General features: G+C 60.2%; 25 protein-coding genes. 14 read left to right on the forward strand and 11 right to left on the reverse strand.

Features of this window, described 5'->3' with window-relative positions:
- Positions 1–12: 12 nt before the first annotated feature.
- The 3 genes from ctaD to ACOI8A_RS20390 all read left to right on the forward strand — a co-directional run bounded on the left by ctaD (position 13) and on the right by ACOI8A_RS20390 (position 3,316).
- A complete protein-coding gene (gene ctaD, locus ACOI8A_RS20380) occupies positions 13–1,599 on the forward strand; it encodes a cytochrome c oxidase subunit I (RefSeq protein ID WP_420649999.1) in 1,587 nt (528 codons plus the stop codon).
- A gap of 252 nt (positions 1,600–1,851) precedes the next feature.
- Positions 1,852–2,403 (forward strand): cytochrome c oxidase assembly protein, encoded by a 552-nt coding sequence (locus ACOI8A_RS20385; protein WP_420650000.1) that lies wholly within the window; start codon positions 1,852–1,854, stop codon positions 2,401–2,403.
- A 25-nt stretch (positions 2,404–2,428) separates the two neighbouring features.
- A complete protein-coding gene (locus ACOI8A_RS20390; protein ID WP_420650001.1) occupies positions 2,429–3,316 on the forward strand; it encodes a cytochrome c oxidase subunit 3 in 888 nt (295 codons plus the stop codon).
- Positions 3,317–3,323: 7 nt separating this feature from the next.
- Here ACOI8A_RS20390 and ACOI8A_RS20395 read toward each other — a convergent pair whose 3' ends face one another.
- Positions 3,324–3,527, reverse strand: a complete 204-nt coding sequence (locus ACOI8A_RS20395; RefSeq protein ID WP_420650002.1) for a twin transmembrane helix small protein — start codon at positions 3,525–3,527, stop codon at positions 3,324–3,326.
- Positions 3,528–3,597: 70 nt separating this feature from the next.
- Between ACOI8A_RS20395 and ACOI8A_RS20400 the strand changes: the two genes are divergently transcribed.
- From ACOI8A_RS20400 to ACOI8A_RS20420, 5 genes are read left to right on the forward strand one after another with little or no spacing between them, the layout of a single operon-like run.
- Complete coding sequence (locus tag ACOI8A_RS20400; protein ID WP_420650003.1) at positions 3,598–4,338, forward strand: SURF1 family protein; 741 nt, start codon at positions 3,598–3,600, stop codon at positions 4,336–4,338.
- On the forward strand, positions 4,304–4,897 hold the full coding sequence (locus ACOI8A_RS20405) for a hypothetical protein (RefSeq protein ID WP_420650004.1): 594 nt from the start codon (positions 4,304–4,306) through the stop codon (positions 4,895–4,897). The genes ACOI8A_RS20400 and ACOI8A_RS20405 overlap by 35 nt, the downstream gene beginning before the upstream one ends.
- Positions 4,898–4,907: 10 nt before the next feature.
- Positions 4,908–5,987, forward strand: coding sequence for a COX15/CtaA family protein (locus tag ACOI8A_RS20410; protein ID WP_420650005.1), 1,080 nt, complete (start codon positions 4,908–4,910; stop codon positions 5,985–5,987).
- Positions 5,975–6,874, forward strand: a complete 900-nt coding sequence (gene cyoE / locus ACOI8A_RS20415) for a heme o synthase (RefSeq protein WP_420651489.1) — start codon at positions 5,975–5,977, stop codon at positions 6,872–6,874. Before ACOI8A_RS20410 ends, cyoE begins: the two co-directional genes overlap by 13 nt.
- Positions 6,871–7,506, forward strand: coding sequence for an SCO family protein (locus ACOI8A_RS20420; RefSeq protein ID WP_420651490.1), 636 nt, complete (start codon positions 6,871–6,873; stop codon positions 7,504–7,506). Before cyoE ends, ACOI8A_RS20420 begins: the two co-directional genes overlap by 4 nt.
- Before the next feature lie 211 nt (positions 7,507–7,717).
- On the opposite strand, the gene ACOI8A_RS20425 is transcribed toward ACOI8A_RS20420, so the two are convergent.
- The 3 genes from ACOI8A_RS20425 to ACOI8A_RS20435 all read right to left on the reverse strand — a co-directional run bounded on the left by ACOI8A_RS20425 (position 7,718) and on the right by ACOI8A_RS20435 (position 10,247).
- Complete coding sequence (locus ACOI8A_RS20425) at positions 7,718–8,491, reverse strand: MetQ/NlpA family ABC transporter substrate-binding protein (protein ID WP_420650008.1); 774 nt, start codon at positions 8,489–8,491, stop codon at positions 7,718–7,720.
- Positions 8,492–8,565: 74 nt separating this feature from the next.
- Positions 8,566–9,240, reverse strand: coding sequence for a methionine ABC transporter permease (locus tag ACOI8A_RS20430; protein WP_420650009.1), 675 nt, complete (start codon positions 9,238–9,240; stop codon positions 8,566–8,568).
- Positions 9,240–10,247 carry a methionine ABC transporter ATP-binding protein gene (locus tag ACOI8A_RS20435; protein ID WP_420650010.1) on the reverse strand — a complete coding sequence of 336 codons (1,008 nt, stop codon included), beginning with the start codon at positions 10,245–10,247 and terminating at the stop codon, positions 9,240–9,242. Before ACOI8A_RS20435 ends, ACOI8A_RS20430 begins: the two co-directional genes overlap by 1 nt.
- Before the next feature lie 262 nt (positions 10,248–10,509).
- Between ACOI8A_RS20435 and katE the strand changes: the two genes are divergently transcribed.
- Positions 10,510–12,651, forward strand: coding sequence for a catalase HPII (katE, locus tag ACOI8A_RS20440; protein ID WP_420650011.1), 2,142 nt, complete (start codon positions 10,510–10,512; stop codon positions 12,649–12,651).
- A gap of 38 nt (positions 12,652–12,689) precedes the next feature.
- Here katE and ACOI8A_RS20445 read toward each other — a convergent pair whose 3' ends face one another.
- The 4 genes from ACOI8A_RS20445 to ACOI8A_RS20460 are packed head-to-tail and all read right to left on the reverse strand — an operon-like array spanning position 12,690 to position 15,486.
- On the reverse strand, positions 12,690–13,400 hold the full coding sequence (locus ACOI8A_RS20445) for a PA5502 family lipoprotein (RefSeq protein WP_420650012.1): 711 nt from the start codon (positions 13,398–13,400) through the stop codon (positions 12,690–12,692).
- A 37-nt stretch (positions 13,401–13,437) separates the two neighbouring features.
- Positions 13,438–14,226, reverse strand: coding sequence for a zinc ABC transporter permease subunit ZnuB (gene znuB / locus ACOI8A_RS20450; protein WP_420650013.1), 789 nt, complete (start codon positions 14,224–14,226; stop codon positions 13,438–13,440).
- Positions 14,219–15,004, reverse strand: coding sequence for a zinc ABC transporter ATP-binding protein ZnuC (gene znuC / locus ACOI8A_RS20455; RefSeq protein ID WP_420650014.1), 786 nt, complete (start codon positions 15,002–15,004; stop codon positions 14,219–14,221). The genes znuB and znuC overlap by 8 nt, the downstream gene beginning before the upstream one ends.
- The gene (locus ACOI8A_RS20460; RefSeq protein WP_420650015.1) at positions 15,004–15,486 is read right to left on the reverse strand and encodes a Fur family transcriptional regulator; all 483 of its coding nucleotides are present in this window, start codon (positions 15,484–15,486) and stop codon (positions 15,004–15,006) included. The genes znuC and ACOI8A_RS20460 overlap by 1 nt, the downstream gene beginning before the upstream one ends.
- A 66-nt stretch (positions 15,487–15,552) precedes the next feature.
- Between ACOI8A_RS20460 and ACOI8A_RS20465 the strand changes: the two genes are divergently transcribed.
- The gene (locus ACOI8A_RS20465) at positions 15,553–16,473 is read left to right on the forward strand and encodes a zinc ABC transporter substrate-binding protein (protein WP_420650016.1); all 921 of its coding nucleotides are present in this window, start codon (positions 15,553–15,555) and stop codon (positions 16,471–16,473) included.
- Between the two features lie 127 nt (positions 16,474–16,600).
- On the opposite strand, the gene ACOI8A_RS20470 is transcribed toward ACOI8A_RS20465, so the two are convergent.
- Together ACOI8A_RS20470 and ACOI8A_RS20475 are read right to left on the reverse strand one after the other, a co-directional pair.
- Positions 16,601–17,554: a homoserine kinase gene (locus ACOI8A_RS20470; protein WP_420650017.1), complete on the reverse strand. Its 954-nt coding sequence runs from the start codon at positions 17,552–17,554 to the stop codon at positions 16,601–16,603.
- 60 nt (positions 17,555–17,614) lie between these two features.
- Positions 17,615–17,905, reverse strand: a complete 291-nt coding sequence (locus tag ACOI8A_RS20475; protein ID WP_420650018.1) for a DUF2782 domain-containing protein — start codon at positions 17,903–17,905, stop codon at positions 17,615–17,617.
- Between the two features lie 74 nt (positions 17,906–17,979).
- Here ACOI8A_RS20475 and polA point away from each other — a divergent pair, with 74 nt between their 5' ends.
- Positions 17,980–20,784, forward strand: a complete 2,805-nt coding sequence (gene polA, locus ACOI8A_RS20480) for a DNA polymerase I (protein WP_420650019.1) — start codon at positions 17,980–17,982, stop codon at positions 20,782–20,784.
- A gap of 285 nt (positions 20,785–21,069) precedes the next feature.
- Here polA and yihA read toward each other — a convergent pair whose 3' ends face one another.
- The gene (yihA, locus tag ACOI8A_RS20485) at positions 21,070–21,714 is read right to left on the reverse strand and encodes a ribosome biogenesis GTP-binding protein YihA/YsxC (protein WP_420650020.1); all 645 of its coding nucleotides are present in this window, start codon (positions 21,712–21,714) and stop codon (positions 21,070–21,072) included.
- A 191-nt stretch (positions 21,715–21,905) separates the two neighbouring features.
- Between yihA and ACOI8A_RS20490 the strand changes: the two genes are divergently transcribed.
- From ACOI8A_RS20490 to ACOI8A_RS20500, 3 genes are all read left to right on the forward strand, one after another.
- On the forward strand, positions 21,906–22,196 hold the full coding sequence (locus ACOI8A_RS20490; protein ID WP_420650021.1) for a c-type cytochrome: 291 nt from the start codon (positions 21,906–21,908) through the stop codon (positions 22,194–22,196).
- A gap of 45 nt (positions 22,197–22,241) precedes the next feature.
- On the forward strand, positions 22,242–22,853 hold the full coding sequence (locus tag ACOI8A_RS20495; protein ID WP_420650022.1) for a c-type cytochrome: 612 nt from the start codon (positions 22,242–22,244) through the stop codon (positions 22,851–22,853).
- 188 nt (positions 22,854–23,041) lie between these two features.
- A complete protein-coding gene (locus tag ACOI8A_RS20500) occupies positions 23,042–23,683 on the forward strand; it encodes a thiol:disulfide interchange protein DsbA/DsbL (RefSeq protein ID WP_420650023.1) in 642 nt (213 codons plus the stop codon).
- Positions 23,684–23,686: the final 3 nt, after the last annotated feature.

Here is a 23,686-nt window from a genome sequence, read left to right on the forward strand (position 1 = left end):
AGGAGACCGGCCATGAGCGCTGTAATCGATGACCACGGTCATGCCGACCACGCCCACGGCCCGGCCAAAGGCCTGATGCGCTGGGTGCTGACCACCAACCACAAGGACATCGGCACGCTATACCTGTGGTTTGCGTTCTGCATGTTCCTGCTCGGCGGCTCGTTCGCCATGGTGATTCGCGCCGAGTTGTTTCAGCCCGGACTGCAAATCGTCGAGCCGGCGTTCTTCAACCAGATGACCACCATGCACGGTCTGGTGATGGTGTTCGGTGCGGTGATGCCGGCGTTTGTCGGCCTCGCCAACTGGATGATCCCATTGATGGTCGGCGCGCCGGACATGGCCCTGCCGCGCATGAACAACTTCAGTTTCTGGCTGCTGCCGGCGGCATTCCTGATACTGGTTTCAACGCTGTTCATGCCCGGTGGCGGCCCCAATTTCGGCTGGACCTTCTACGCGCCGCTGTCGACGACCTACGCGCCGGAAAGCGTGACGTTCTTCATCTTTGCCATCCACCTGATGGGCATCAGCTCGATCATGGGCGCGATCAACGTGATCGCCACCATCCTCAACCTGCGCGCCCCCGGCATGACCTTGATGAAAATGCCGCTGTTCGTCTGGACCTGGCTGATCACTGCGTTCCTGTTGATAGCGGTGATGCCGGTGCTGGCCGGGTGCGTGACGATGATGCTGATGGACATCCACTTCGGCACCAGTTTCTTCAGCGCTGCCGGTGGCGGTGATCCGGTGTTGTTCCAGCATGTGTTCTGGTTCTTCGGCCACCCCGAGGTGTACATCATGATCCTGCCGGCCTTCGGCGCCGTCAGCCAGATCATCCCGGCCTTCGCGCGCAAACCGCTGTTCGGCTATACCTCGATGGTCTACGCCACGGCGAGCATCGCGTTCCTGTCGTTCATCGTCTGGGCGCACCACATGTTCGTGGTTGGCATTCCGCTGGTGGGCGAGCTGTTCTTCATGTACGCGACCATGCTCATCGCGGTGCCGACCGGGGTGAAGGTGTTCAACTGGGCCAGCACCATGTGGCAAGGCTCGATGACCTTCGAGACGCCGATGCTGTTCGCAGTGGCGTTCGTGATCCTGTTTTCGATTGGCGGGTTCTCCGGGCTGATGCTGGCCATCGCTCCGGCCGACTTCCAGTATCAGGACACCTACTTCGTGGTCGCGCATTTCCACTACGTGCTGGTGCCGGGGGCGATCTTCGGGATCTTCGCGTCGGCCTATTACTGGCTGCCGAAGTGGACCGGGCACATGTACGACGAAACCCTCGGTAAGCTGCACTTCTGGCTATCGTTCGTCGGCATGAACCTGACCTTCTTCCCGATGCACTTCGTGGGTCTTGCGGGGATGCCGCGACGGATCCCGGACTACAACCTGCAATTCGCCGACTTCAACATGGTTTCGTCGATCGGCGCGTTCATGTTCGGCGCCACGCAGATCTTCTTCCTGTTCATCGTGATCAAGACCATTCGCGGCGGCGTGCCGGCACCGGCCAAACCGTGGGATGGCGCTGAAGGTCTGGAATGGAGCGTGCCGTCGCCGGCGCCGTATCACACCTTCACCACACCGCCGGAAGTGAAATGAACACCCAGCCCGGCGTGAAGATCAGTGAGCAACCTGTGCAAGCACACAGGTCTCCCAGGGCTGCACACAGATCCCCTGTGGCGAGGGGATTTATCCCCGTTCGGCTGCGCAGCAGTCGTGAATCCGGGCAACTCGGCGCATCAGAGTTACCGCGTTTTCAGGCTCTGGGGCTGCTGCGCAACCCAACGGGGATAAATCCCCTCACCACAAAGGAATCGCCAACCACAGGTGATCACGAGGGAGGCCTGACTCATGGCTGACTCGATCTCGCTAAAAAAACTCGTCACCCGCTTGCTCGCGGTGGTGCTGGCGATGTTTGTTTTCGGGTTTGCCCTGGTGCCGATCTACGACGTGATGTGCAAGGCGTTCGGCATCAATGGCAAGACCGGTGGGCAGTACGCGGGCGAGCAGACCGTCGACACTTCGCGCCAGGTGCGCGTGCAGTTCCTGTCCACCAATACGGCCGACATGCCATGGGAGTTCTATCCCAAACATGACGAGCTGACGGCCAACCCCGGTGCGGTCAACGAGATGATTTTCATCGCGCACAACCCCACCGACAAACCGATGAGTGCGCAAGCTGTGCCAAGCATCGCGCCGAGCAATGCCGCCGCGTATTTCCACAAGACCGAATGCTTCTGCTTCACCCAGCAAGTGCTGCAACCGGGCCAGCGCATCGAGATGCCGGTGCGGTTCATCGTGGACCGCGACATGCCCAAGGAAGTGAAGCATCTGACGCTGTCCTACACGCTGTTCGATATCACCGCCCGACATCCACCGGTGGCTGTAAACACTGGCGGTTAAGCGTGCCCGATAAGGAGAACAATAAATGGCAAGTCATGAGCACTATTACGTTCCGGCCCAGAGCAAGTGGCCGATTATTGCCACGGTCGGCATGGCGGTCACCGTGTACGGCCTGGCCGTCTGGTTCAATGATCTGAAGGCGGCGCGCCCGGAGTCTCACGGCCCGCTGATCTTTTTCATCGGCGGCCTGTTGGTGGCGTACATGTTGTTCGGCTGGTTCGGCACGGTGATCAAGGAAAGCCGCGCCGGGCTGTACAGCGCGCAGCTGGATCGTTCGTTCCGCTGGGGCATGAGCTGGTTCATCTTTTCCGAAGTGATGTTCTTCGTCGCGTTCTTCGGGGCGCTGTTTTACGTGCGGCACATCTCCGGCCCGGCGCTCGGCGGCGAAGGCCCGAAAGGCATCGCACACATGTTGTGGCCGAACTTCCAGTTCACCTGGCCGCTGTTGCACACTCCGGATCCGAAACTGTTCCCGCCGCCCAAGGACGTCATCAGTCCATGGGGCCTGCCTTTGATCAACACGATTCTGCTGGTCAGCTCCAGCGTGACCATCACCATCGCCCACCACGCGCTGAAGAAAGGTCATCGCGGCGCGCTGAAAATCTGGCTGGCAATCACCGTACTACTGGGCTGCGCGTTCCTCGGCTTTCAGGCCGAAGAATACATCCACGCTTATAAGGAGCTGGGCCTGACCCTCGGTTCCGGCATCTACGGCGCGACGTTCTTCATGCTCACCGGTTTCCACGGCGCCCACGTGACCATCGGCACGATCATTCTGTTTGTGATGCTGATGCGCATCATGAAGGGCCACTTCGACAACGAGCATCAGTTCGGCTTCGAAGCGGCGAGCTGGTATTGGCACTTTGTCGATGTGGTGTGGATCGGTCTGTTTATCTTCGTCTACGTGCTCTGAGGCTTATTTACCAAGGCGCATGCGACACCAGTTGGCCGCTGTAGAAACCCCAGGCGATCAGGCCGACGGTGATCGCAGCGCAGGCCACCCGAACACTCAGGGCGAGCACCAGCCGATTCGAGCTGCTGTCGTCCTTGACCAGGAAAAACAGGCCGCTGAACAGGCTGATCACCGTGGCAATCAGCATCAGGACGATGGCTGCTTTGAGCATGGCAAGACTCCGGGGGACGGGCGATGCATTGGAGTATAGCGAGCGTGATGCCTGACTTTGTGGCGATGCCATGAAGCACTTCCGCCCGGGCGTCGTGCCAACGCTGGTAGTGGCTTTGTTGCTGCCGCTGCTGGTCTCGCTGGGCTTCTGGCAACTGGGGCGTGGCGCCGAGAAAACCGCCCTGCTCGCCAGTTACGCCGAACGCCGCGCTGCCGAGCCGATGGCCAGCAACGAATTGCTGCACAGCGCCGATCCGGCCTATCGCCGCGTGCATCTGCACGGCCAGTTCGATGGCGCCCACAGTTTGTTGCTGGACAACCGGCAGCGTGACGGCAAGGTCGGCGTCGAGTTGCTGCAACCGTTTCACGATCAGGCCAGCGGGCTGTGGCTGCTGGTCAATCGCGGCTGGCTGCCGTGGCCGGATCGGCGCGTGCCGCCGCAATTCAGCACGCCGGGCGAAGCGGTAAGTGTCGATGCGTGGGTCTACGTCGCCCCCGGCACAACCTTCCAGTTGCACGCCGACCCGGCCAGCCAGAGCTGGCCGCAAACCATCACCGCCGTCGAACCGGCCAAGCTCTGGCAAACCCTCGAACGCGATGGCTTCGCCTACGAATTGCGCGCAGAACCTGGCCCCGCCAGCTATCAGGCCGACTGGCCGGTGGTCGCAATGGGCCCGGAAAAACACCTCGGTTACGCCGTGCAATGGTTCGCCATGAGCATCGCTTTGCTCGGCCTCTACCTCTATCTCGGCTGGCACAACGCCAAGGAGCACCACCATGGGAACGGCCATGAATCCACCCAGCATGTCTGACGCCAAGGCACCGACCAGTCGCCGTCGCGGACGCATTCAATTGCTGCTGATCGTGCTTGGCGTGGTCGGGCCGATGATCCTCGCCACCGGCATGTACAAGTTGCAGTTCTGGGTGCCGGAGGGTCGCAGTTATCACGGTGAACTGATCGGTAATGGCCAGACCCGGGCCGACCTCGGCGTGAACGCTGACGAGCAACGCTGGCAGATGCTGGTCACTGCGCCGAAAGATTGCGCGGTCGATTGCCAGCAGTTGGTGTATCTGGCGCGGCAGATTCAGGTCGGTCTTGGCCGCGAAGCCGGGCGCGCCAGCCACGCTCTCGCCGCCGCGCAACCGCTGAGCGCCGATTACGAAGCCAAGCTGACCCGCGAATATCCGCAGTTGCAGCGTTATCCGCTGGACGCCGCGACCTTCAGCAAGACTGCCGGCGACAAAACCACGCCACAGCTGTGGATCATCGATCCGCACGGCAATCTGGTGCTGCGCTACGACCCGAATGTCAAAGGCAAGGATCTGCTCAACGACCTGCGCCACCTGCTGAAACTGTCGAACATCGGATAAGGGCATCGTCATGGCCAAACCTGGATTTCGCCTCGCGCTGTTTGCCACCCTGCTGGCACTGATTGTGGTGCTGCTCGGCGCCTACACGCGCCTGACCCACGCCGGGCTCGGCTGCCCGGACTGGCCGGGTTGCTACGGGTTTATCAGCGTGCCCAAAAGCGAAGCCCAGCTGGCGCATGCCGAACTGCATTTCCCCGACACGCCGGTCGAAGCGCACAAAGGCTGGAACGAGATGATCCACCGTTACTTCGCCGGCACTCTTGGCCTGTTGATCTCGGTGTTGGCCGGACGTGCGTGGGTCAACCGTCGTCATCCGGGGCTGCCACTGAAACTGCCGTTGTTCTTGCTGGCCGTGGTGATCGCGCAAGCGGCGTTCGGCATGTGGACGGTGACGCTCAAGCTCTGGCCGCAAGTGGTGACCGGGCATTTGCTCGGCGGCTTTGCGACTTTGAGCCTGTTGTTTCTGCTGACGATAAGGCTGTCCGGCGTGCTGCCGGCCCTGACCGTGCCCAAGCGTTTGCAGCACTGGGCGACGGCGGGATTGTTAATGGTGATCGGCCAGATTGCTCTGGGCGGTTGGGTCAGTTCCAACTACGCGGCAGTGGCCTGCATCGACTTTCCAACCTGCCACGGTCAATGGCTGCCGCCCGCCGATTTCGCCAACGGCTTTCACCTGACGCAACACATCGGCCCGAATTACCTCGGCGGGCAACTCGACAGCGATGCACGCACGGCGATTCACCTGACACACCGCATCGGTGCGCTGCTGGTGACGCTGGTACTGCTCGGTCTGGCCTGGCAATTGAAAGTGGTCGGCATGACCCGACTGGCCGGCCTGGTGCTGATCGCCCTCGCCGTACAAATCACTCTCGGCATCAGCAATGTGTTGTTCCATCTGCCGCTGCCAGTCGCAGTGGCACATAACGCCGGTGGCGCGGCGTTGTTGCTGAGCATGGTGCTGGTCAACTATCACGCGCGTACCAGTCTGGTTCGGGTCAGGCAGCCGCTGATCGCGCGCTGGCGTCTGAGCCCGCGTAAACATTCGGCGGCGCCAATCACTATAAAAGGAGAGACGCCATGGCGATTCTGATCGGCGAACGTCCCGCGCAGGCGCTGTGGCGAGATTATCTGGAGCTGACCAAGCCGAAAGTGGTGGTGCTGATGCTCATCACCTCGCTGGTCGGCATGTTCCTCGCGACCCGCGCCGGGGTGCCGTGGACGGTGTTGGTGTTTGGCAATCTGGGCATCGCCCTGTGTGCCGGTGGCGCGGCGGCGGTCAATCATGTGGTGGATCGGCGCATCGATGCGCTGATGGCGCGTACGCATAAACGGCCGCTGGCTGAGGGTCGAGTCTCGCCCGCCGCAGCGCTGACGTTTGCTCTGGTACTGGCTTGGCTCGGACAGGCTCTGTTACTGACTTTTACCAATCCGCTGACCGCGTGGCTGACCCTGGCTTCGCTGCTCGGCTATGCGGTGGTCTACACCGGTTTCCTCAAACGCGCGACGCCGCAGAACATCGTCATTGGTGGCCTCGCCGGGGCCGCACCGCCGCTGCTCGGCTGGACCGCCGCCACCGGCCACGTCAGCGCCGAACCGTTGCTGCTGGTGCTGATCATCTTCGCCTGGACCCCGCCGCACTTCTGGGCGCTGGCGATTCATCGCAAGGAGGAATACGCCAAGGCTGACATCCCGATGCTGCCCGTCACCCACGGCGAGCACTACACCAAAGTGCACATTCTGCTGTACACCTTCGCGCTGCTGGCGGTGAGCCTGCTGCCGTATGTGATTCACATGAGCGGCGTGTTGTATCTGATTTGCGCGCTCGGTCTGGGCGCGCGGTTTCTGCAATGGGCCGTGGTGCTGTACCGTGGCACTCGGCCGCACGCGGCGATCAATACGTTCAAGTACTCTATTTATTACTTGTTCCTGCTGTTCATCGCCCTGCTCGTAGACCACTACTTATTGTTGAACCTATGACTCGAACTCAGAAAACCGTCTTCGTCCTCGTCGCCGTGATCGCACTGATCCTCGGCCTTACCGTCAACAAAGTGCTGAGCGGCAAAAGCCAGGGCGACCCGACCGCGCTGATCGACGCCGGCATCATCCTGCTGCCGCAGAGCCGCAATCTGCCGGACGTGACGATGACCGATCAGGACGGCAAACCGGTCGCGATCAATGAGCTCAAGGGTAAGTGGAGCCTGCTGTTTTTCGGTTACACCTTCTGCCCGGACATCTGCCCGACCACCCTTGCCCAATTGCGCCAAATCAAAAGCGAGCTGCCGAAAGACGCTGTGGATAAGTTGCAGATCGTGCTGGTCAGCGTTGACCCGAATCGTGATAACCCCAAGCAGCTCAAGCAGTACCTGGGCTACTTCGACCCGCAGTTCATCGGCCTGACGCTGACTTCGATTGAAGAGCTGCAGAAAGTGGCGAACGCGGTGAGTATTCCGTTTATTCCGGCGGATACCAGCAAGCCGAATTACACGGTTGATCACAGTGGGAACCTGGCCGTGATTGGCCCGGACGGGACGCAGCGCGGGTTTATTCGCGCGCCGTTGAATAATGCGAAGTTGGTGGCGCAGTTGCCGGTGATGCTTAACCGCAAGTAAGCAAAGTCAAAAGCTTACCCTCACGCTAACCCTCTCCCAAAGGGAGAGGGGACTGACCGAGGTGTTTAGGCGGAATACATCGACCTGAAATATCCAGCCGAACTCAGGTTTTGAACGGCACGAATTTCGGCTCCCTCTCCCTCGGGAGAGGGCTGGGGTGAGGGGCGAATCCAACGCAGTCCCCAAGCCGAACAATTCACAACAACCGCAATCAGAACGCCGGCAACACAGCACCCTTGTACTTCTCGGTAATGAACTTCTTCACTTCCGGGCTATGCAGGGCAGCCGCCAGTTTCTTCATCGCATCGCTGTCCTTGTTGTCCGCGCGGGACACGAGGATGTTTACGTACGGCGAGTCGTTGCCTTCAATCACCAGCGCATCCTTGGACGGATCGAGCTTGGCTTCCAGCGCGTAGTTGGTGTTGATCAGCGCCAGGTCTACCTGAGTCAGCACGCGCGGAATGGTCGCGGCTTCCAGTTCACGGAATTTCAGGTCTTTCGGGTTCTGCGCGATGTCTTTGATGGTCGACAGGATGTTGCTCGGGTCCTTCAAAGTGATTACGCCCGCCTTGGCCAGCAGCAACAGCGCGCGGCCGCCGTTGGTGGCGTCGTTCGGGATGACCACGTTGGCGCCGCCTGGCAGTTCTTCGATTTTCTTGATCTTGCTCGAGTAAGCGCCCAGCGGCTCCAGGTGCACGCCGGTCACGGCCACCAGGCTGGTGCCTTTGGCCTTGTTGAACTCATCGAGGTACGGCTGGTGCTGGAAGAAGTTCGCGTCCAGACGCTTCTCGGCAACCTGCACGTTCGGCTGAACGTAGTCAGTGAAGACTTTGACCTTCAGATCCACGCCTTCTTTGGCCAGTGCCGGCTTCACGAACTCGAGGATTTCGGCGTGTGGTACCGGGCTCGCAGCCACGGTCAGGGTTTCGTCGGCGTGGGCCGAGAACGCTGCAACGGCAGCGAGGGCAACGATCAGTTTTTTCATTCAGCTAACTCCTTTTTGCGGCGCCCGTCTGGCGCCTGCCAGCGAATGGCCGGCTCATGTCATACAAAACCGGTTTACTTGCGCGAGAAGTGTACGACCAAGCGGTCGCCGACCATTTGCAACACTTGCACCAGGATCAACAGCAACACCACGGTCACGATCATCACGTCAGTCTGGAAACGCTGGTAGCCGAAACGGATCGCCAGGTCACCCAGACCACCAGCGCCAACCACACCGGCCATCGCCGTGTAGGAAACCAGTGTAATCGCCGTCACCGTAATCGCTGCAAAGATGCCCGGACGCGCTTCTGGCAGCAAGGCGTTGACGATGATCTGCCGCGTGGTCGCGCCCATCGACTGGGTCGCTTCGATGATGCCGCGATCGACTTCACGCAGGGCAGTTTCCACCAGCCGCCCGAAGAACGGTGTGGCACCCACCACCAGTGGCGGGATCGCACCGGCCACGCCCAGCGACGTGCCGGTGATCAACACGGTGAACGGGATCATCACGATCAACAGAATAATGAACGGCAGCGAACGCAGAATGTTCACCACCAGCGACAGGATCGCGTAGACACCGCGGTTTTCCAGCAGCTGACGCGGGCTGCACAGGAACAGCAACACGCCCAGCGGCAAGCCGAGCAGCACGGTGAACAACAGCGAACCGCCGAGCATCAGCATGGTGTCGCCGGTGGCCAGCCAGATTTCGTACCAGTCGATATTGGTGAAGAAACTCATCAGGTCTGCCATTAGCGCAACACCTCCATGTGAACGTCAGCGGCGGTGAAGCGGGCGAATGCCGCTTCCATGTCGCCACCGGTGACGGCGAGGGTCAATTGCCCGTAAGGGACGTCTTTGATGCGGTCGATGCGACCGGCGAGGATGCTGTAGTCGACGCCGGTTTCCCGAGCGACGGTGCCCAGCAGCGGCGCGTAGGTTGCTTCGCCCTGGAACGTCAGACGCACGATGCGCCCCGGCACGTGAGCGAAATCATCGCGCTGCTCGTTCTCGTCGACCTGCTCGCTTTCTTGCACAAAACGCTTGGTGGTCGGGTGCTGCGGGTGCAGAAACACATCGGCAACCGAACCGTGCTCGACAATCACGCCGGCATCCATCACGCCGACCTGATCGCACACGCGACGGATCACGTCCATCTCGTGGGTGATCAGAACGATAGTAAGTTTCAGCTCGCGATTGATCTCAGCCAGCAGTTGCAGGACCGACGCCGTGGTCTGCGGGTCGAGGGCGCTGGTGGCTTCGTCGCACAGGAGGATTTTCGGCTTGGTCGCCAGGGCGCGGGCAATGCCGACGCGCTGCTTCTGGCCACCGGACAACTGCGCGGGGAATTTCTTCGCGTGATCGGACAGCCCCACGCGCTTGAGCAACTCGGCCACACGCTGGTCGATCTCGGCTCGGGACAGTTCACCGGCGAGGGTCAGCGGCAACGCGACGTTGTCGGCCACGGTCTTCGATGCCAGCAAGTTGAAGTGCTGGAAAATCATCCCGACCTGCTGACGGAAACGGCGCAGACCGTTGGCGTCGAGCGCGGTGACTTCTTCGCCGTCGACGAAAATCTTGCCGCCACTGGATTGCTCCAGGCGATTGATCAGACGCAGCAGCGTACTTTTTCCCGCACCGGAATGGCCAATCAGGCCGTACACCTGACCGTTCTCAATCGTCAGACTGGTCGGGTGCAGGGCGGGGATGTCCTTACCGGCGACGCGGTAAGTCTTGTGGACGTTTTGAAACTCGATCACGTAGCGAACCTTGTGGGGCGCGTTGGAATGGGATCAGCGGTTAGCCGGGCGCGCATTTTAGCCTGTCCGTATAGAGGTTCTTAGCATTTATTTTGCGATTAACCTTCGATTTGGCAATAACGCGATCAAAGGTCATAAAAAAGGAACGGCTGTTCTAACTCGTCGGTCACTAGTTAAGCGACTTGAAACCCTGGGTGCCGTGCCCGGGAACCACTCAAGAGTCCTCGGCAAGAACCGGGGTCAAACGAGGAGTTTACGTCTGATGAGTACCAAGAAACCCGCTACCGACAAGAGCCAAATGGCCGGAACCGATGCCCCGGATCGCGCCAACACCAATACCAAGCTCGACAGCCTCGAGACATTCCGCTCCGACGCCACCGGACAGGCCCTGCGCACCAATCAGGGCGTGAAGATTGCCGACAACCAGAACAGCCTCAAGGTCGGCGCGCGCGGGCCGTCGCTGCTGGAAGATTTCATCATGCGTGAAAAGATCACGCATTTTGACCATGAACGCATCCCGGAGCGCATCGTCCACGCCCGTGGCACTGGCGCGCATGGTTTCTTTCAGACCTACGAGAACCATTCCGCGCTGACCAAGGCCGGTTTCCTACAGGATCCGGGCAAGAAAACCCCGGTATTCGTGCGTTTTTCCACGGTGCAAGGGCCACGCGGCTCCGGCGACACCGTGCGTGACGTGCGCGGCTTCGCCGTGAAGTTCTTCACCGACGAAGGCAACTTCGACCTGGTCGGCAACAACATGCCAGTGTTCTTCATTCAGGACGCGATCAAGTTTCCCGACTTCGTGCATGCGGTGAAACCCGAGCCGCACAACGAAATCCCGACCGGCGGCTCTGCCCACGATACCTTTTGGGACTTCGTTTCGCTGGTACCGGAATCGGCGCACATGGTGATCTGGGCGATGTCCGACCGGGCGATCCCGAAAAGCCTGCGCAGCATGCAGGGCTTCGGTGTGCACACCTTCCGGCTGGTCAGCGCCGACGGCAAATCACGCTTCGTCAAATTCCACTGGCGTCCTACTGCGGGCACTTGCTCGCTGGTGTGGGACGAGGCGCAGAAGCTTGCCGGTAAAGACACCGACTATCACCGTCGCGACCTGTGGGAAGCGATCGAGATGGGCGACTACCCGGAATGGGAACTCGGCGTGCAAATCATCGAGGAAGAAAACGAGCACGACTTCGATTTCGACATTCTCGATCCGACCAAACTGATTCCCGAAGAAATCGTGCCGATTGTGCGGCTGGGCAAAATGGTGCTCGACCGCAACCCGGACAACTTCTTCGCCGAGACCGAGCAAGTCGCGTTCTGCCCAGGCCACATCGTGCCAGGGATCGATTTCTCCAATGACCCGCTGCTGCAAGGTCGGCTGTTTTCCTACACCGATACGCAAATCAGCCGACTCGGCGGGCCGAATTTTCATGAGCTGCCGATCAATCGCCCGGTCGCGCCGTTCCACAACGGTCAACGCGATGCGCAGCACCGCACCACCATCGACAAGGGTCGCGCTTCCTACGAGCCGAATTCGATTGATGGCGGTTGGCCGAAAGAAACTCCGCCGGCCGCGCAGGATGGCGGTTTCGAAACCTACCCGGAACGCATCGACGCGGCGAAGATCCGGCAGCGCAGCGAGTCGTTTGGCGATCACTTCTCCCAGGCGCGGTTGTTCTTCAACAGCATGAGCGCGCACGAGAAAGAGCACATCATCTCGGCTTACAGCTTCGAACTGGGCAAGGTTGAACGCGAGTTCATCCGTGCGCGGGAAGTGAACGAGATTCTCGCCAACATCGACCTGGAACTGGCCAAGCGTGTGGCCGAGAACCTTGGGTTGCCGGCGCCAACCAAGGGCACAGTCGAGGTGCGCAAGACGTCGCTGGACAACTCGCCTGCGCTCAGCCAGGCCAATCTGCTGCCGGAAAACATCAAAACCCGCAAAGTCGCGATTCTGGCGGCGAACGGCGTCGATGGTGCAGCGATTGATGCAATGAAGAAGGCTTTGGCCGCAGAAGGCGCGCACGCGAAACTGCTCGGGCCAACGTCGGCGCCAGTGAAGACTGCCGATGGCAAAAGCCTGGCGGTGGATGCGTCGATGGAAGGCATGCCTTCGGTGATTTTCGATGCGGTGTTCGTGCCGGGTGGCGCGGCGTCGATCAAGGCATTGAGCGGTGACGGCGAGGCGCTGCATTACGTGCTCGAGGCGTACAAGCATCTGAAGGCGATTGCAGTGCATGGCGAAGCTGAACAGCTGATTGATTTGCTGAAGCTTGAGGCGGATGCCGGGTTGCTCAAGGGTAAGGATGTCGGTGCGTTGACCAAGCCGTTCTTTGCTGCGATTGGGCAGCATCGGGTCTGGGCGCGGGAGCCTAAAGCCAAAGCGATTCCGGCCTAGGAAGTAAAAGATCGCAGCCCAAGGGCTGCGATCTTTTTTTACGGTTTACGCGGACTCAAAACCATCTGCGCCGGCACTGTGCGCAGAATCTGTTTCTCGATCTTCAGATCAAAATCCGGGTTCAATTTCTTCACACGCTTGCTGATCAAGTTCGCCAGCCACGGGTAATCGTTGGTACGCGGCGCCTGAATGGTCACAGCGCACTCATAATTCACCACATCGGCGGCAATCGCATCCAGTTGTCGGCGAAGTTTGTGGCTATCGGTGATGTTCAACGCAACCGTGGTGCTTTCAGCAGTCGGATCAATCACTCGCGCTTTCGGCTTGGCTTCAGCTGCGAGCAGCGCCGCTTCGGCTCTTTCCAGCTCAGCCTTGCGTGCTTCGGTGATCGCACCATTCACGCCGCCAGTCAGCGCCGGCGCTTTGGGCATCAGCGCACGAGCACGGCTCAACGCGGTAGCAGCAGCATTCACATCACCCTTCTGCAGGACGATCTGGCTACGGCGCAGATAGGCTTCGGCCAACTGCCGCTGGTATTGCTCAAGGGATTGATCGTTTGGTGTTGCGGTCTGCAACGTCGCCAATTGGGCTTCGGCGGTGGCCAGTTCGCTGCTGGCCAGGCTTTGCTCCAGCTGTGCGATGGCCGTGGCCCGCGCATCGGGGGCTTCAACCACCGGCGGCGTGCTTTGGCAGGCACCCAGCAGCAAGAATGCGACAAGGAGCAGATAACGGGAGGCGAACGGCTTCATTCCTGCGACTCTCTATTTGCGCAAAAAACGAGCAAGTCTACACCCCTCGACGGGGCAGAACAAAACTCAGCAGAAACAGTGCGGCCGCCGTCACAACGATTGACGGCCCGGCCGGGGTGTCCTTGAACCACGACAACGCCAGCCCGCCACACACCGCGAGCATGCCCAGCAGGCTCGCGCCCAGTGCCATCTGTTCCGGCGAGCGGGCGTGACGCTGTGCCGCAGCCGCCGGGATGATCAGCAGCGAAGTAATCAGCAACACACCGACGATTTTCATCGCCACTGCGATCACTACTGCGATCAACAGCATCAGCGCCATGCGCAGACCGGCCACCGGCAGGCCTTCGACTTTGGCCAGCTCCTCATGCACGGTGATCGCCAGCAGCGGACGCCACAGCGTCACCAGCAATACCAGCACCGCCGCGCTGCCGCCGAGGATCCACGCCAGATCGGTCGGGCTGATCGCCAGCAGGTCGCCGAACAGGTAGGCCATCAGGTCGATCCGCACTTCATGCATGAAGCTTAGTACGACCAGGCCAAGGGAGAGCGTGCTCGGTGCGAGAATTCCCAAAAGCGTGTCGGACGCCAACGGTTGGCGTTGCTGCAAAGTCACCAGCAACACCGCCAGCAGCAGACAACCAACGGTCACCGCGACGCTCGGGCTGACATCCAGCAGAAAGCCCAGCGCCACGCCGAGCAGCGCGGCGTGGGACAAGGTGTCGCCGAAATACGCCATGCGCCGCCAGACCACGAATGAACCCAACGGCCCGGCGACTATCGCCAGCGCCAGACCTGCAAGCAGGGCGTAGAGCAGAAAATCAGCCATGCTTGCAGCCATCTCCGTGAACGTGAGGTTGACCCGCTACCGGGCCCTTGACCACCGAACCGTGCAGGTCGTGGGCGTGGTCGTGATGGTGGTGATAGATCGCCAGGCTCTGCGCGTTTTTGCCGAACAGCTCGACAAACGCCGGATCGCCGCTGACTTGCTCAGGATGCCCGGAGCAGCAAACGTGACGATTCAGACAAACCACCTGGTCGGTAGTGCTCATCACCAGATGCAGATCGTGCGAAACCATCAGCACGCCGCAGCCGTGACGATCGCGCAGACGGGTGATCAGGCTGTACAGCTCGGCTTGTCCGGCAACGTCGACACCTTGCACCGGCTCGTCGAGCACCAGCAATTGCGGCTCGCGCAGCAATGCACGCGCGAGCAAAACGCGCTGCATTTCACCGCCGGAAACGCTCTGCACCGGGCTGTCGATCACGTGCTCGGCGCCGACTTCCTTGAGCGCTGCCAAGGCACGCGGGCGATCAACGCCCGGCACCAGCCGCAAAAAGCGCAGGACTGACAGCGGCAGGGTTGGATCGACGTGGAGTTTTTGCGGCATGTAGCCGACGCGCAGTTTCGGCTTGCGCCAGACGCTGCCACTGTCCGGCGTCAACAACCCGAGCACGGCGCGCACCAGCGTGGTTTTGCCGGCGCCATTAGGGCCGATCAGGGTGACGATCTGCCCCGGCTCGACGCTCAGGTGAATGTTGTCCAGCACGTTCTGTCCGGCGAACCGCACAGACACCTGCTCCAGACGGATCAACGTGTCGCTCATCAAGCCCCCCGGCAACCGGAGCACAAGCCGACCACTTCAACGGTCTGCGCTTCAACGATAAAACCGACGTCCTTGGCACTGTTGATGATCGCGTCGCTGATGCTTTTTTGCTCAAGCTCGATGGCGGCGTGGCACTCGCGGCAGATCAGGAACTGGCCCTGATGCGCGTGCTCCGGATGCACACAGCCGACGAAGGCGTTGAGCGAGGAGATGCGGTGCACCAAGCCGTTTTCCAGCAGAAAATCCAGCGCGCGGTACACGGTAGGTGGCGCGGCACGGCGGCCATCTTGCTCGCTGAGCACCGCGAGAATGTCGTAGGCGCCCAGCGGCTTGTGGCTTTGCCACACCAGTTCGAGCACCCGCCGGCGCAGGGCAGTCAGGCGCAGGCCTTTCTGAGCGCACAAGGTATCGGCCTCGGACAGAGCGCTGTGCACGCAATGTGAGTGGTCGTGGGGACGGCTGGCAATCGGTGTAATAGGCATGGGCGGCGACGAGTTTTGATAGAGACGTTATTATGTTACCCGTTCTCGCCTACTTGAGTGGTCACCGTGTCCCGACTTTTTTCTGTTTTTGTCGCATTCGTCACCGGTTTTCTGTTGATCGGTTCAGCTCAGGCCGAGGTAAAAGTCCTCAGCAGCATCAAGCCGTTGCAGCTGATCGCCGCTGCGGTACAGGACGGCGTGGCGATTCCCGAAGTGCTGCTGCCGCCGGGTGCCTCGCCGCATAACTACGCGCTGCGCCCATCCGACGTACGGAAGGTGCAGTCGGTGGATCTGCTGTACTGGATCGGCCCGAGCATGGAAGGTTTCCTGCCGCGCGTGCTCAACGGTCGGACGCTGCCGAGCATTGCGGTGCAGGATCTGCCGGGGATGAAGTTGCGGCACTTCGCCGAAGACAACCACTCGCATGCCGAAGAGGCTGATGAGCACGATCATGACCATCGTCCAGGCAGCCTCGATGCGCATTTGTGGCTATCACCGGTTAACGCACGGGTTATTGCCGACAAAATGGCCGCTGACTTGAGTGCTGCTGATCCGGCGAACGCCGCGCGTTATCAAAGCAACGCCAAGGCCTTCGACGAGCGCCTGGATGCTCTTGATGCGCGTTTGAAGAAACGTCTGACCGCCGTCGAAGGCAAGCCCTACTTCGTATTCCACGAAGCCTTTGATTACTTTGAAGACGCCTATGGCCTGAAACACACTGGCGTGTTCAGTGTGGCAGCGGAAGTGCAGCCGGGTGCCCAGCACGTGGCGGCAATGCGCACGCGTCTGAAGGAAGTGGGCAAGACTTGCGTGTTCAGCGAACCGCCGCTGCGGCCGCGTCTGGCGGAGACGCTGGTGGCGGGTTTGCCGGTGAAACTCGCGGAGCTGGATGCGCTAGGCGGGTACACCCCAGCGACTGCTCAGGGTTATGAGCAAGTGCTGGAGAAGCTGGGCAATGATCTGGCGGGTTGCCTGGAATCCTTGTAACAACACATACCTGTGGCGAGGGAGCTTGCTCCCGCTGGGCTGCGCAGCAGCCCCCCCTCAGTGGCTCACGAATGGATCGCAGGGGAGCGCTTCGCACTCCAACGGGGGCAAGCCCCCTCGCCACAATTCAGAGGGCGAACGGCAGATGAATGCTGACCTGTTGACGCCGCGCCAGTCGGTGCTCGAATTCTTGCGGATCGTGAATCAACACGTCCTGCCCGGCAAACGTTTCCGCCGCGATCAACCGCGATAGCCAGAACCGTACGCACGCCACGCGCAGCATGGTCGGCCACAACTCGGCCTCAGCCGCAGTAAAGGGTCGCAGCGCCGCATAGGCACCGAGAAACGCTCGGGCACGCGGGCCGTCGATCAAACCATCCTCGTCCGAGCACCAATCGTTCAACGCAATCGCCACGTCATAGAGCATCGGCCCCGAGCAAGCGTTGTAGAAGTCGATCAACCCGGTCAGGTGCGTGCCTTCAAACATCGCGTTGTCGCGAAACAGGTCAGCGTGGATGTTCGCCCGTGGCAGCGTGAGAATCTTGTCTTTCTGCTGGGTGATTTCATCCAGCGCCGTTTGCAGCAGCGCGCGCGGCTCGTCGCTCAGGTGCGAAAGAAACTGCGTGCCCTCCTCCAGCATCCAGTCCAGGCCACGATCAGTCTTGCGTTTGATCATGTTCGGGCCTTGGGTCGCCAGGTGCAGATGCGCCTGCAACTCGCCGACCTGCGCGCAATGCTGGGCATTGGCCTGCTTGATGTGCTTGCCGGCCAGGCGCGGCTGGAGCAGCGCCGGTTTGCCTTTAAGCTCACGCAACGCTTCACCATCTGTGGTGCGCAGCGCGTACGGCACCGGCAAATCGGCGTTGTGCAGCACGTCGAGCAGGTCGATGAAGAACGGCATTTCCTGCACCGGGCCGCGCTCGACCAGAGTCAGGACGAACTCGCCCTGCTCCATGCTGACAAAGAAATTGGTGTTTTCACTGCCGGCGGCGATCCCCTGAAAATCCAGCAGACGGCCAAGCCCGTAAGGGGCGAGAAAAGTTTCCAGCTCGGGCCGAGCCAGCGGGGTGAACACAGACATGGTTAAAAACTGCTCAGTTCTGGCGCCGGGGTCGAACCGGCGCCTGTTGAATTTAAGAAACTACTTCCACTCGAAAATCTTCCACGAAGGAATCAGCATATCCGGCTGATCCGAGCGGATGAAATTTGCATCCGTACCGTCCGCACGCACCAGAAAGTACGGCGGGAAACCCTTCTGGGTGACTTTGATCGCGTACAAAAAGCCATTCTGACGATATTCCTGAATGGTCTTGTCGCCTTCCGTGCGAATGGTTACCTCGGGTTCCCCACCCGGCGCGTCATCTGCCGCCATCGCAGGCAATGGCGAGAGAGCAATCAAACTGACCAGCAGCAAGCGATTTAACGTACGCATGATAACCTTGTCCCTTTGTCGTCAACGGTCCCGCTATTCTAGCGCCGGACCCGCCGAAAAGGTTGATCCTGCTCATGAGCCAAGCCCCCCTCGTCCTGGTGGACGGTTCGTCTTACCTGTACCGCGCTTTCCACGCCCTGCCCCCGCTGACTACGTCCAAAGGCCTGCCGACCGGCGCGGTGAAGGGCGTGTTGAACATGCTCAAGAGTCTGCGCAAGCAGTATCCCGACAGCCCGTTCGCCGTGGTGTTCGACGCCAAGGGCGGGACCTTTCGCGATGACATGTACGCCGAATACAAGGCCAACCGCCCAAGCATGCCGGATGACATGCGCGTGCAGATCGAGCCGCTGCACCAGAGCGTGAAAGCGTTGGGCTTCCCGCTGCTGTGCGTCGAAGGCGTCGAGGCCGATGACGTGATTGGCACCCTGGCGCGCAGCAGCGCGGCGGCGGATCGACCGGTGATCATCTCCACCGGCGACAAGGACATGGCGCAGTTGGTCGACGGTCACATTACCTTGGTCAACACCATGTCCGGCAGCTCGATGGACGTGGAAGGCGTGAAAGAGAAATTCGGTGTCGCTCCTGAGCAGATCATCGATTATCTGGCGCTGATGGGCGATTCTTCCGACAACATCCCGGGCGTTCCCGGCATTGGCCCGAAGACCGCTTCCGGCCTGCTGGTCGGCGTCAACGGTGGCCTGACCGAGCTTTACGCGCAGCTCGACATCGTGCCGACCCTGCCGATTCGCGGCGCCAAGACCTTGGCCGCCAAGCTCGAAGAGCACAAGGAGATGGCGTTCCTGTCCTATCAACTGGCAACGATCAAGATCGACGTGCCGCTGGACGTCGAACTCGACGACTTGCAGATGGGCAAGGAAGACACGGCCAAGCTCTACGAGCTGTACACGCTGCTGGAATTCAAGAGCTGGATCAACGATCTGGATCGGGACGCGAAACGCCAGGAACTGAGCAGCGCTCCCGCGCCTGAGGCGGCAGACGACCTGTTCAGCGCGCCGCAGGTCGACGCTCCGGCCGCCCCCGCTGAAGCCGCTTATGAAACCATCCTCGATCAGGCGCGTTTCGATGTCTGGCTGGAAAAACTCAAGCAAGCCAAGCTGTTCGCTTTCGTCACCAAAACCACTGGTATTGACGCGCAACAGGCGCAACTGGTCGGCTTGTCGTTCGCTGTGCAGCCCAACGAAGCCGCCTACATACCGCTGACTCACTCCTACATCGGCGTGCCGGATCAGCTGGATCGCGACAGCGTTTTGCGTGCGCTCAAACCGATTCTGGAAGACCCGAACAAGCTCAAGGTCGGCCAGCACACCAAGTTCGATATGAACATTCTGGCCAACTGCGCCATCGGCGGGGACCAGAACGAAGGCATCACCGTACGCGGCATTGCCTTCGACACGATGCTTGAGTCCTACGTCCTTAATTCCACCGCCACTCGCCATGACATGCCCAGCCTCGCGCAAAAGTATCTGGATCACGCCACCGTGAATTTCCAGGATATCGCCGGCAAGGGCGCCAAGCAGTTGACCTTCGACCAGATCGCTCTGGAACAAGCCGGGCCTTACGCCGCCGCAGACGCCGATGTCACCCTGCGCCTGCATCAGACGCTGATCGAAAAGCTCGACGCGATTCCGAGTCTGGCCAGCGTGCTGACCGACATCGAAATGCCGCTGGTGCCGGTGCTGGCGCGTATCGAACGTCAGGGCGCGTTTGTCGATGCCGAGCTGCTCGGTATTCAAAGCATCGAGCTGGGCAACAAGATGGTCGCACTGGAGCGCGAAGCGTTCGAGATCGCCGGTGAAGAATTCAACCTCGGCTCGCCCAAGCAACTCGGCGTGATTCTCTACGAAAAGCTCGGTCTGCCGGTGTTGAAGAAAACTGCCAAGGGCCAGCCGTCCACCGCCGAAGAGGTGCTGGCAAAACTCGCCGAAGACGATCACCGCCTGCCGAAAGTGCTGATGGAACACCGTTCCATGAGCAAGCTGAAAAGCACTTACACCGATCGCCTGCCGGAGCAGATCAACTCGCGTACGGGGCGCATCCACACCTCGTATCAGCAGGCTGTGGCATCTACCGGGCGCCTCTCATCCAGCGATCCAAACCTGCAGAACATTCCGGTGCGCACTGCTGAGGGCCGACGCATCCGCCAGGCGTTCGTCGCTCAGAAGGGCTACAAATTGCTGGCGGCCGACTATTCGCAGATCGAACTGCGGATCATGGCCCACCTGTCCAAAGACGAAGGCCTGATGAACGCCTTCCGCAACAATCTCGACGTGCACACCGCGACCGCCGCCGAAGTGTTCAAGGCCGAACTGCACGAAGTGACCTCCGATCAGCGCCGTGGCGCCAAAGCGATCAACTTCGGCCTGATCTACGGCATGGGCGCACAGAAACTCGGCAAGGACATCGGCGTCGACACCAAGACTGCCAAGGCCTATATCGATACTTACTTCGCTCGCTATCCGGGGGTTCGTGAATACATGGATCGCACCCGCGCACAGGCTGCGGATCAGGGCTACGTGGAAACCTTCTTCGGCCGTCGCCTGTACTTGCCGGAGATCAACTCCAACAAGCCCCAGGAACGCGCAGCCGCTGAACGCACGGCGATCAACGCGCCGATGCAGGGCACGGCGGCGGACATCATCAAGAAAGCCATGGTTGCAGTGGATAACTGGCTGAGCACTTCCGGGCTGGACGCCAAAGTCATTTTGCAGGTGCACGATGAACTGGTGCTGGAAGTTCGCGAGGACCTGGTCGATCAGATCAGCAAGGAAATTCGCGTGCACATGAGCGAAGCGGCGAAGCTGGATGTGCCGCTGCTGGTGGAAGTCGGGGTTGGCAACAACTGGGACGAGGCGCACTAAGCCTCGCTGGAGCGCGGTTCTGCTGTGACATGCAGTCGCAGCAGAACCGATGAAGGGCGCTTAGTCCGGATCGCTCTGGAGCTTATTCCAAAGCTATTTGAAAAAAATCTGAACTAATCTTGCGCTGAGCCACTCAGAGTTACTGAATGGCTGGTGAAGCCCTTCAATGCTCCTATGTTGTGTTAAGTGTTGGCAGATATCTGAACCCCGCCCTAGCGGTTCGGAACTTAAACCCCGGAACTTCTCCCTCCCCAATTGAAGTCCGGGGCTTTTTTTGCCTGCGATTTACTCAGCAGGCAGTTCTGTGCCCTTATCCGCCAGCTCCATCCAGCCCGCCAATACAGTGTAGGCGTCTTCCAGGCCCATACGCTTGGGCGCGGAAAACAGCTGGATGGTGACGTGATCACCCCAACCCTTACGAATTTCCGTCTGCACTTTGAGCAGCGTGTTCTTGGCTGCGCCGTAAGTCAGCTTGTCGGCTTTGGTCAGCAGGATGTGCATCGGCATGCCGGCCGCAACGGCCCAATCGAGCATCAGCAGGTCGAAATCGGTCATTGGATGACGAATGTCCATCATCAGAATCAGACCTTTCAAACTCTCGCGGCCGCCCAGATAGGCTTCCAGGTGACGCTGCCAGTGCATCTTCAGCGGGATCGGTACTTTTGCATAACCGTAGCCCGGCAGGTCGACCAGACGGCGTTCATCGTCTAGCTTGAAGAAGTTCAAGAGTTGCGTGCGACCTGGAGTTTTCGAGGTCCGCGCCAGGCTGGCGTGAGTCAGGGTGTTCAGCGCGCTGGATTTACCGGCGTTGGAACGACCGGCAAACGCCACTTCGAAGCCTTCGTCGTCAGGGCATTGATCGACTTTGGCGGCACTGAGCATGAACGTGGACTGTTGGCACAGGCCGAGGATGGGATTTTTGAGCTGCATGGGATTTCCGATGTGGGCGGCGCCGGGATTGGGCGCGGAACGCGGTGTCGCTTCCGTTTCAGTGACGCCAGTATATAATGCCGCAGATTTTGTGTGTGCTTTGTCCCAGCGTAGGATGAAGTCCACGGGAGCGACAGACCTTGATTGCGCATTAGAACGCAGAACGCTCTCAACCCTGAAAAGGTCGTTTTATGACGAAATGGCTGCTGGCAGCCGGAGTCTTGATGCCGCTTTACAGCGCGCAGGCTACACAAGATCCGGAAGCAGTGTACAACCGTGTTTGTGGTGCCTGTCATTCCGGCCAACTACCCATGGCGCCCGCAAGAGGCGATCAGGCAGCTTGGACGCCGAGGTTGGCGAAAGGTATGGAGACGCTGGTGCAACACGTGACCCAGGGTTTCAAGGCGATGCCGCCGCGTGGTTTGTGCATGGACTGCAGTGCCGAGGATTACCAAGCCATCATCCTTTGGATGAGCGAGTAAGCCCGGTCCATAACTCTTAACCCTTAGCCGTAGTTGGATTAGCTGATGAACAAATTGATCGTGAGTCTGCTGTTGACCGTGGGAATCACCGGCATGGCCCATGCCGCAGGCGATGCAACCGCAGGCCAGGCGAAAGCCGCCGTGTGCGGCGCCTGTCATGGCCCGGATGGCAACAGCATGGCGCCAAACTTTCCCAAACTGGCGGGCCAGGGTGAACGCTACCTGACCAAGCAGTTGCACGACATCAAGTCGGGCAAGCGTGTCGTGCTGGAAATGACCGGCCTGCTGACCAACCTGAGCGATCAGGATCTGGCCGACATGGCCGCCTGGTTTGCCAGCCAGAAAGGCAGCGTCGGCGCCGCCGATCCAAAGCTCGTCGCTCGCGGTGAAGCGCTGTTCCGTGGCGGCAACCTCGCCAAAGGCCTGCCAGCCTGCACCGGCTGCCACTCGCCGAACGGCACCGGCAACGCCGCCGCCGGTTTCCCACACCTGGGCGGCCAACACGCTCAATACATCACCAAGCAACTGACCGATTTCCGTAAGGAAGAAGGCGGCCGTACCAACGACGGCGACACCATGACCATGCAGACCATCGCCAAACGCCTGAGCGACGAAGACATCGCGGCGGTGTCGAGCTACATTCAGGGCCTGCACTAAGCGCGTCTACTGCGGCGGACATCTCGCGTTACGTTAACGCTCGATTAATCCGTCGCGGCAAGTATAAAAAGGGTGGCTTTGGCTGCCCTTTTTTGTGGCCGCTGCCGTTACACTACAGAACTCATGCCCGCCAGGATCTGTCTGAAAACAGGTCGCGCGAGGCGACCAAAATTGTCCAGGAGTAAAGCATGCGTAATCTGATCATCAGCGCCGCCCTCGTCGCTGCCAGCCTGTTCGGTGTGACCGCTCAAGCTGCCGAAGCCCCTGCCGCTCCATTCGTCGAACTGAGCAATCCGGTACCGGTTGCCGTACCGGGCAAGATCGAAGTGGTAGAGCTGTTCTGGTATGGCTGCCCGCATTGCTACGCGTTTGAGCCGGTGATCAATCCGTGGGTCGAGAAACTGCCGTCCGACGTCAACTTCGTGCGCATTCCTGCCATGTTCGGCGGCCCGTGGGACGCTCACGGCCAGATGTTCCTGACCCTCGAAGCCATGGGCGTCGAGCACAAGGTGCACAACGCAGTGTTCGAAGCGATCCAGAAAGAACACAAGAAGCTCACCGACAAGAACGACATGGCCGACTTCCTCGCCACTCAAGGCGTAGACAAGGACAAGTTCCTCGCGACCTTCGACTCGTTCGCCATCAAAGGGCAGATCGTCAAAGCGCGCGAACTGGCGAAGAAGTATGAAGTCACCGGTGTTCCAACCATGGTCGTCAATGGCAAATACCGTTTCGACATCGGCTCCGCCGGCGGTGCTGAACAAGCGCTGAAACTGGCTGACCAACTGGTCGCCAAAGAGCGAGCGACCAACAAGGCAGCTGCCAACTAAGCG

It is taken from the genome of Pseudomonas sp. P4795 (genome assembly GCF_048822895.1).
In the GTDB taxonomy this organism is placed as follows: domain Bacteria; phylum Pseudomonadota; class Gammaproteobacteria; order Pseudomonadales; family Pseudomonadaceae; genus Aquipseudomonas.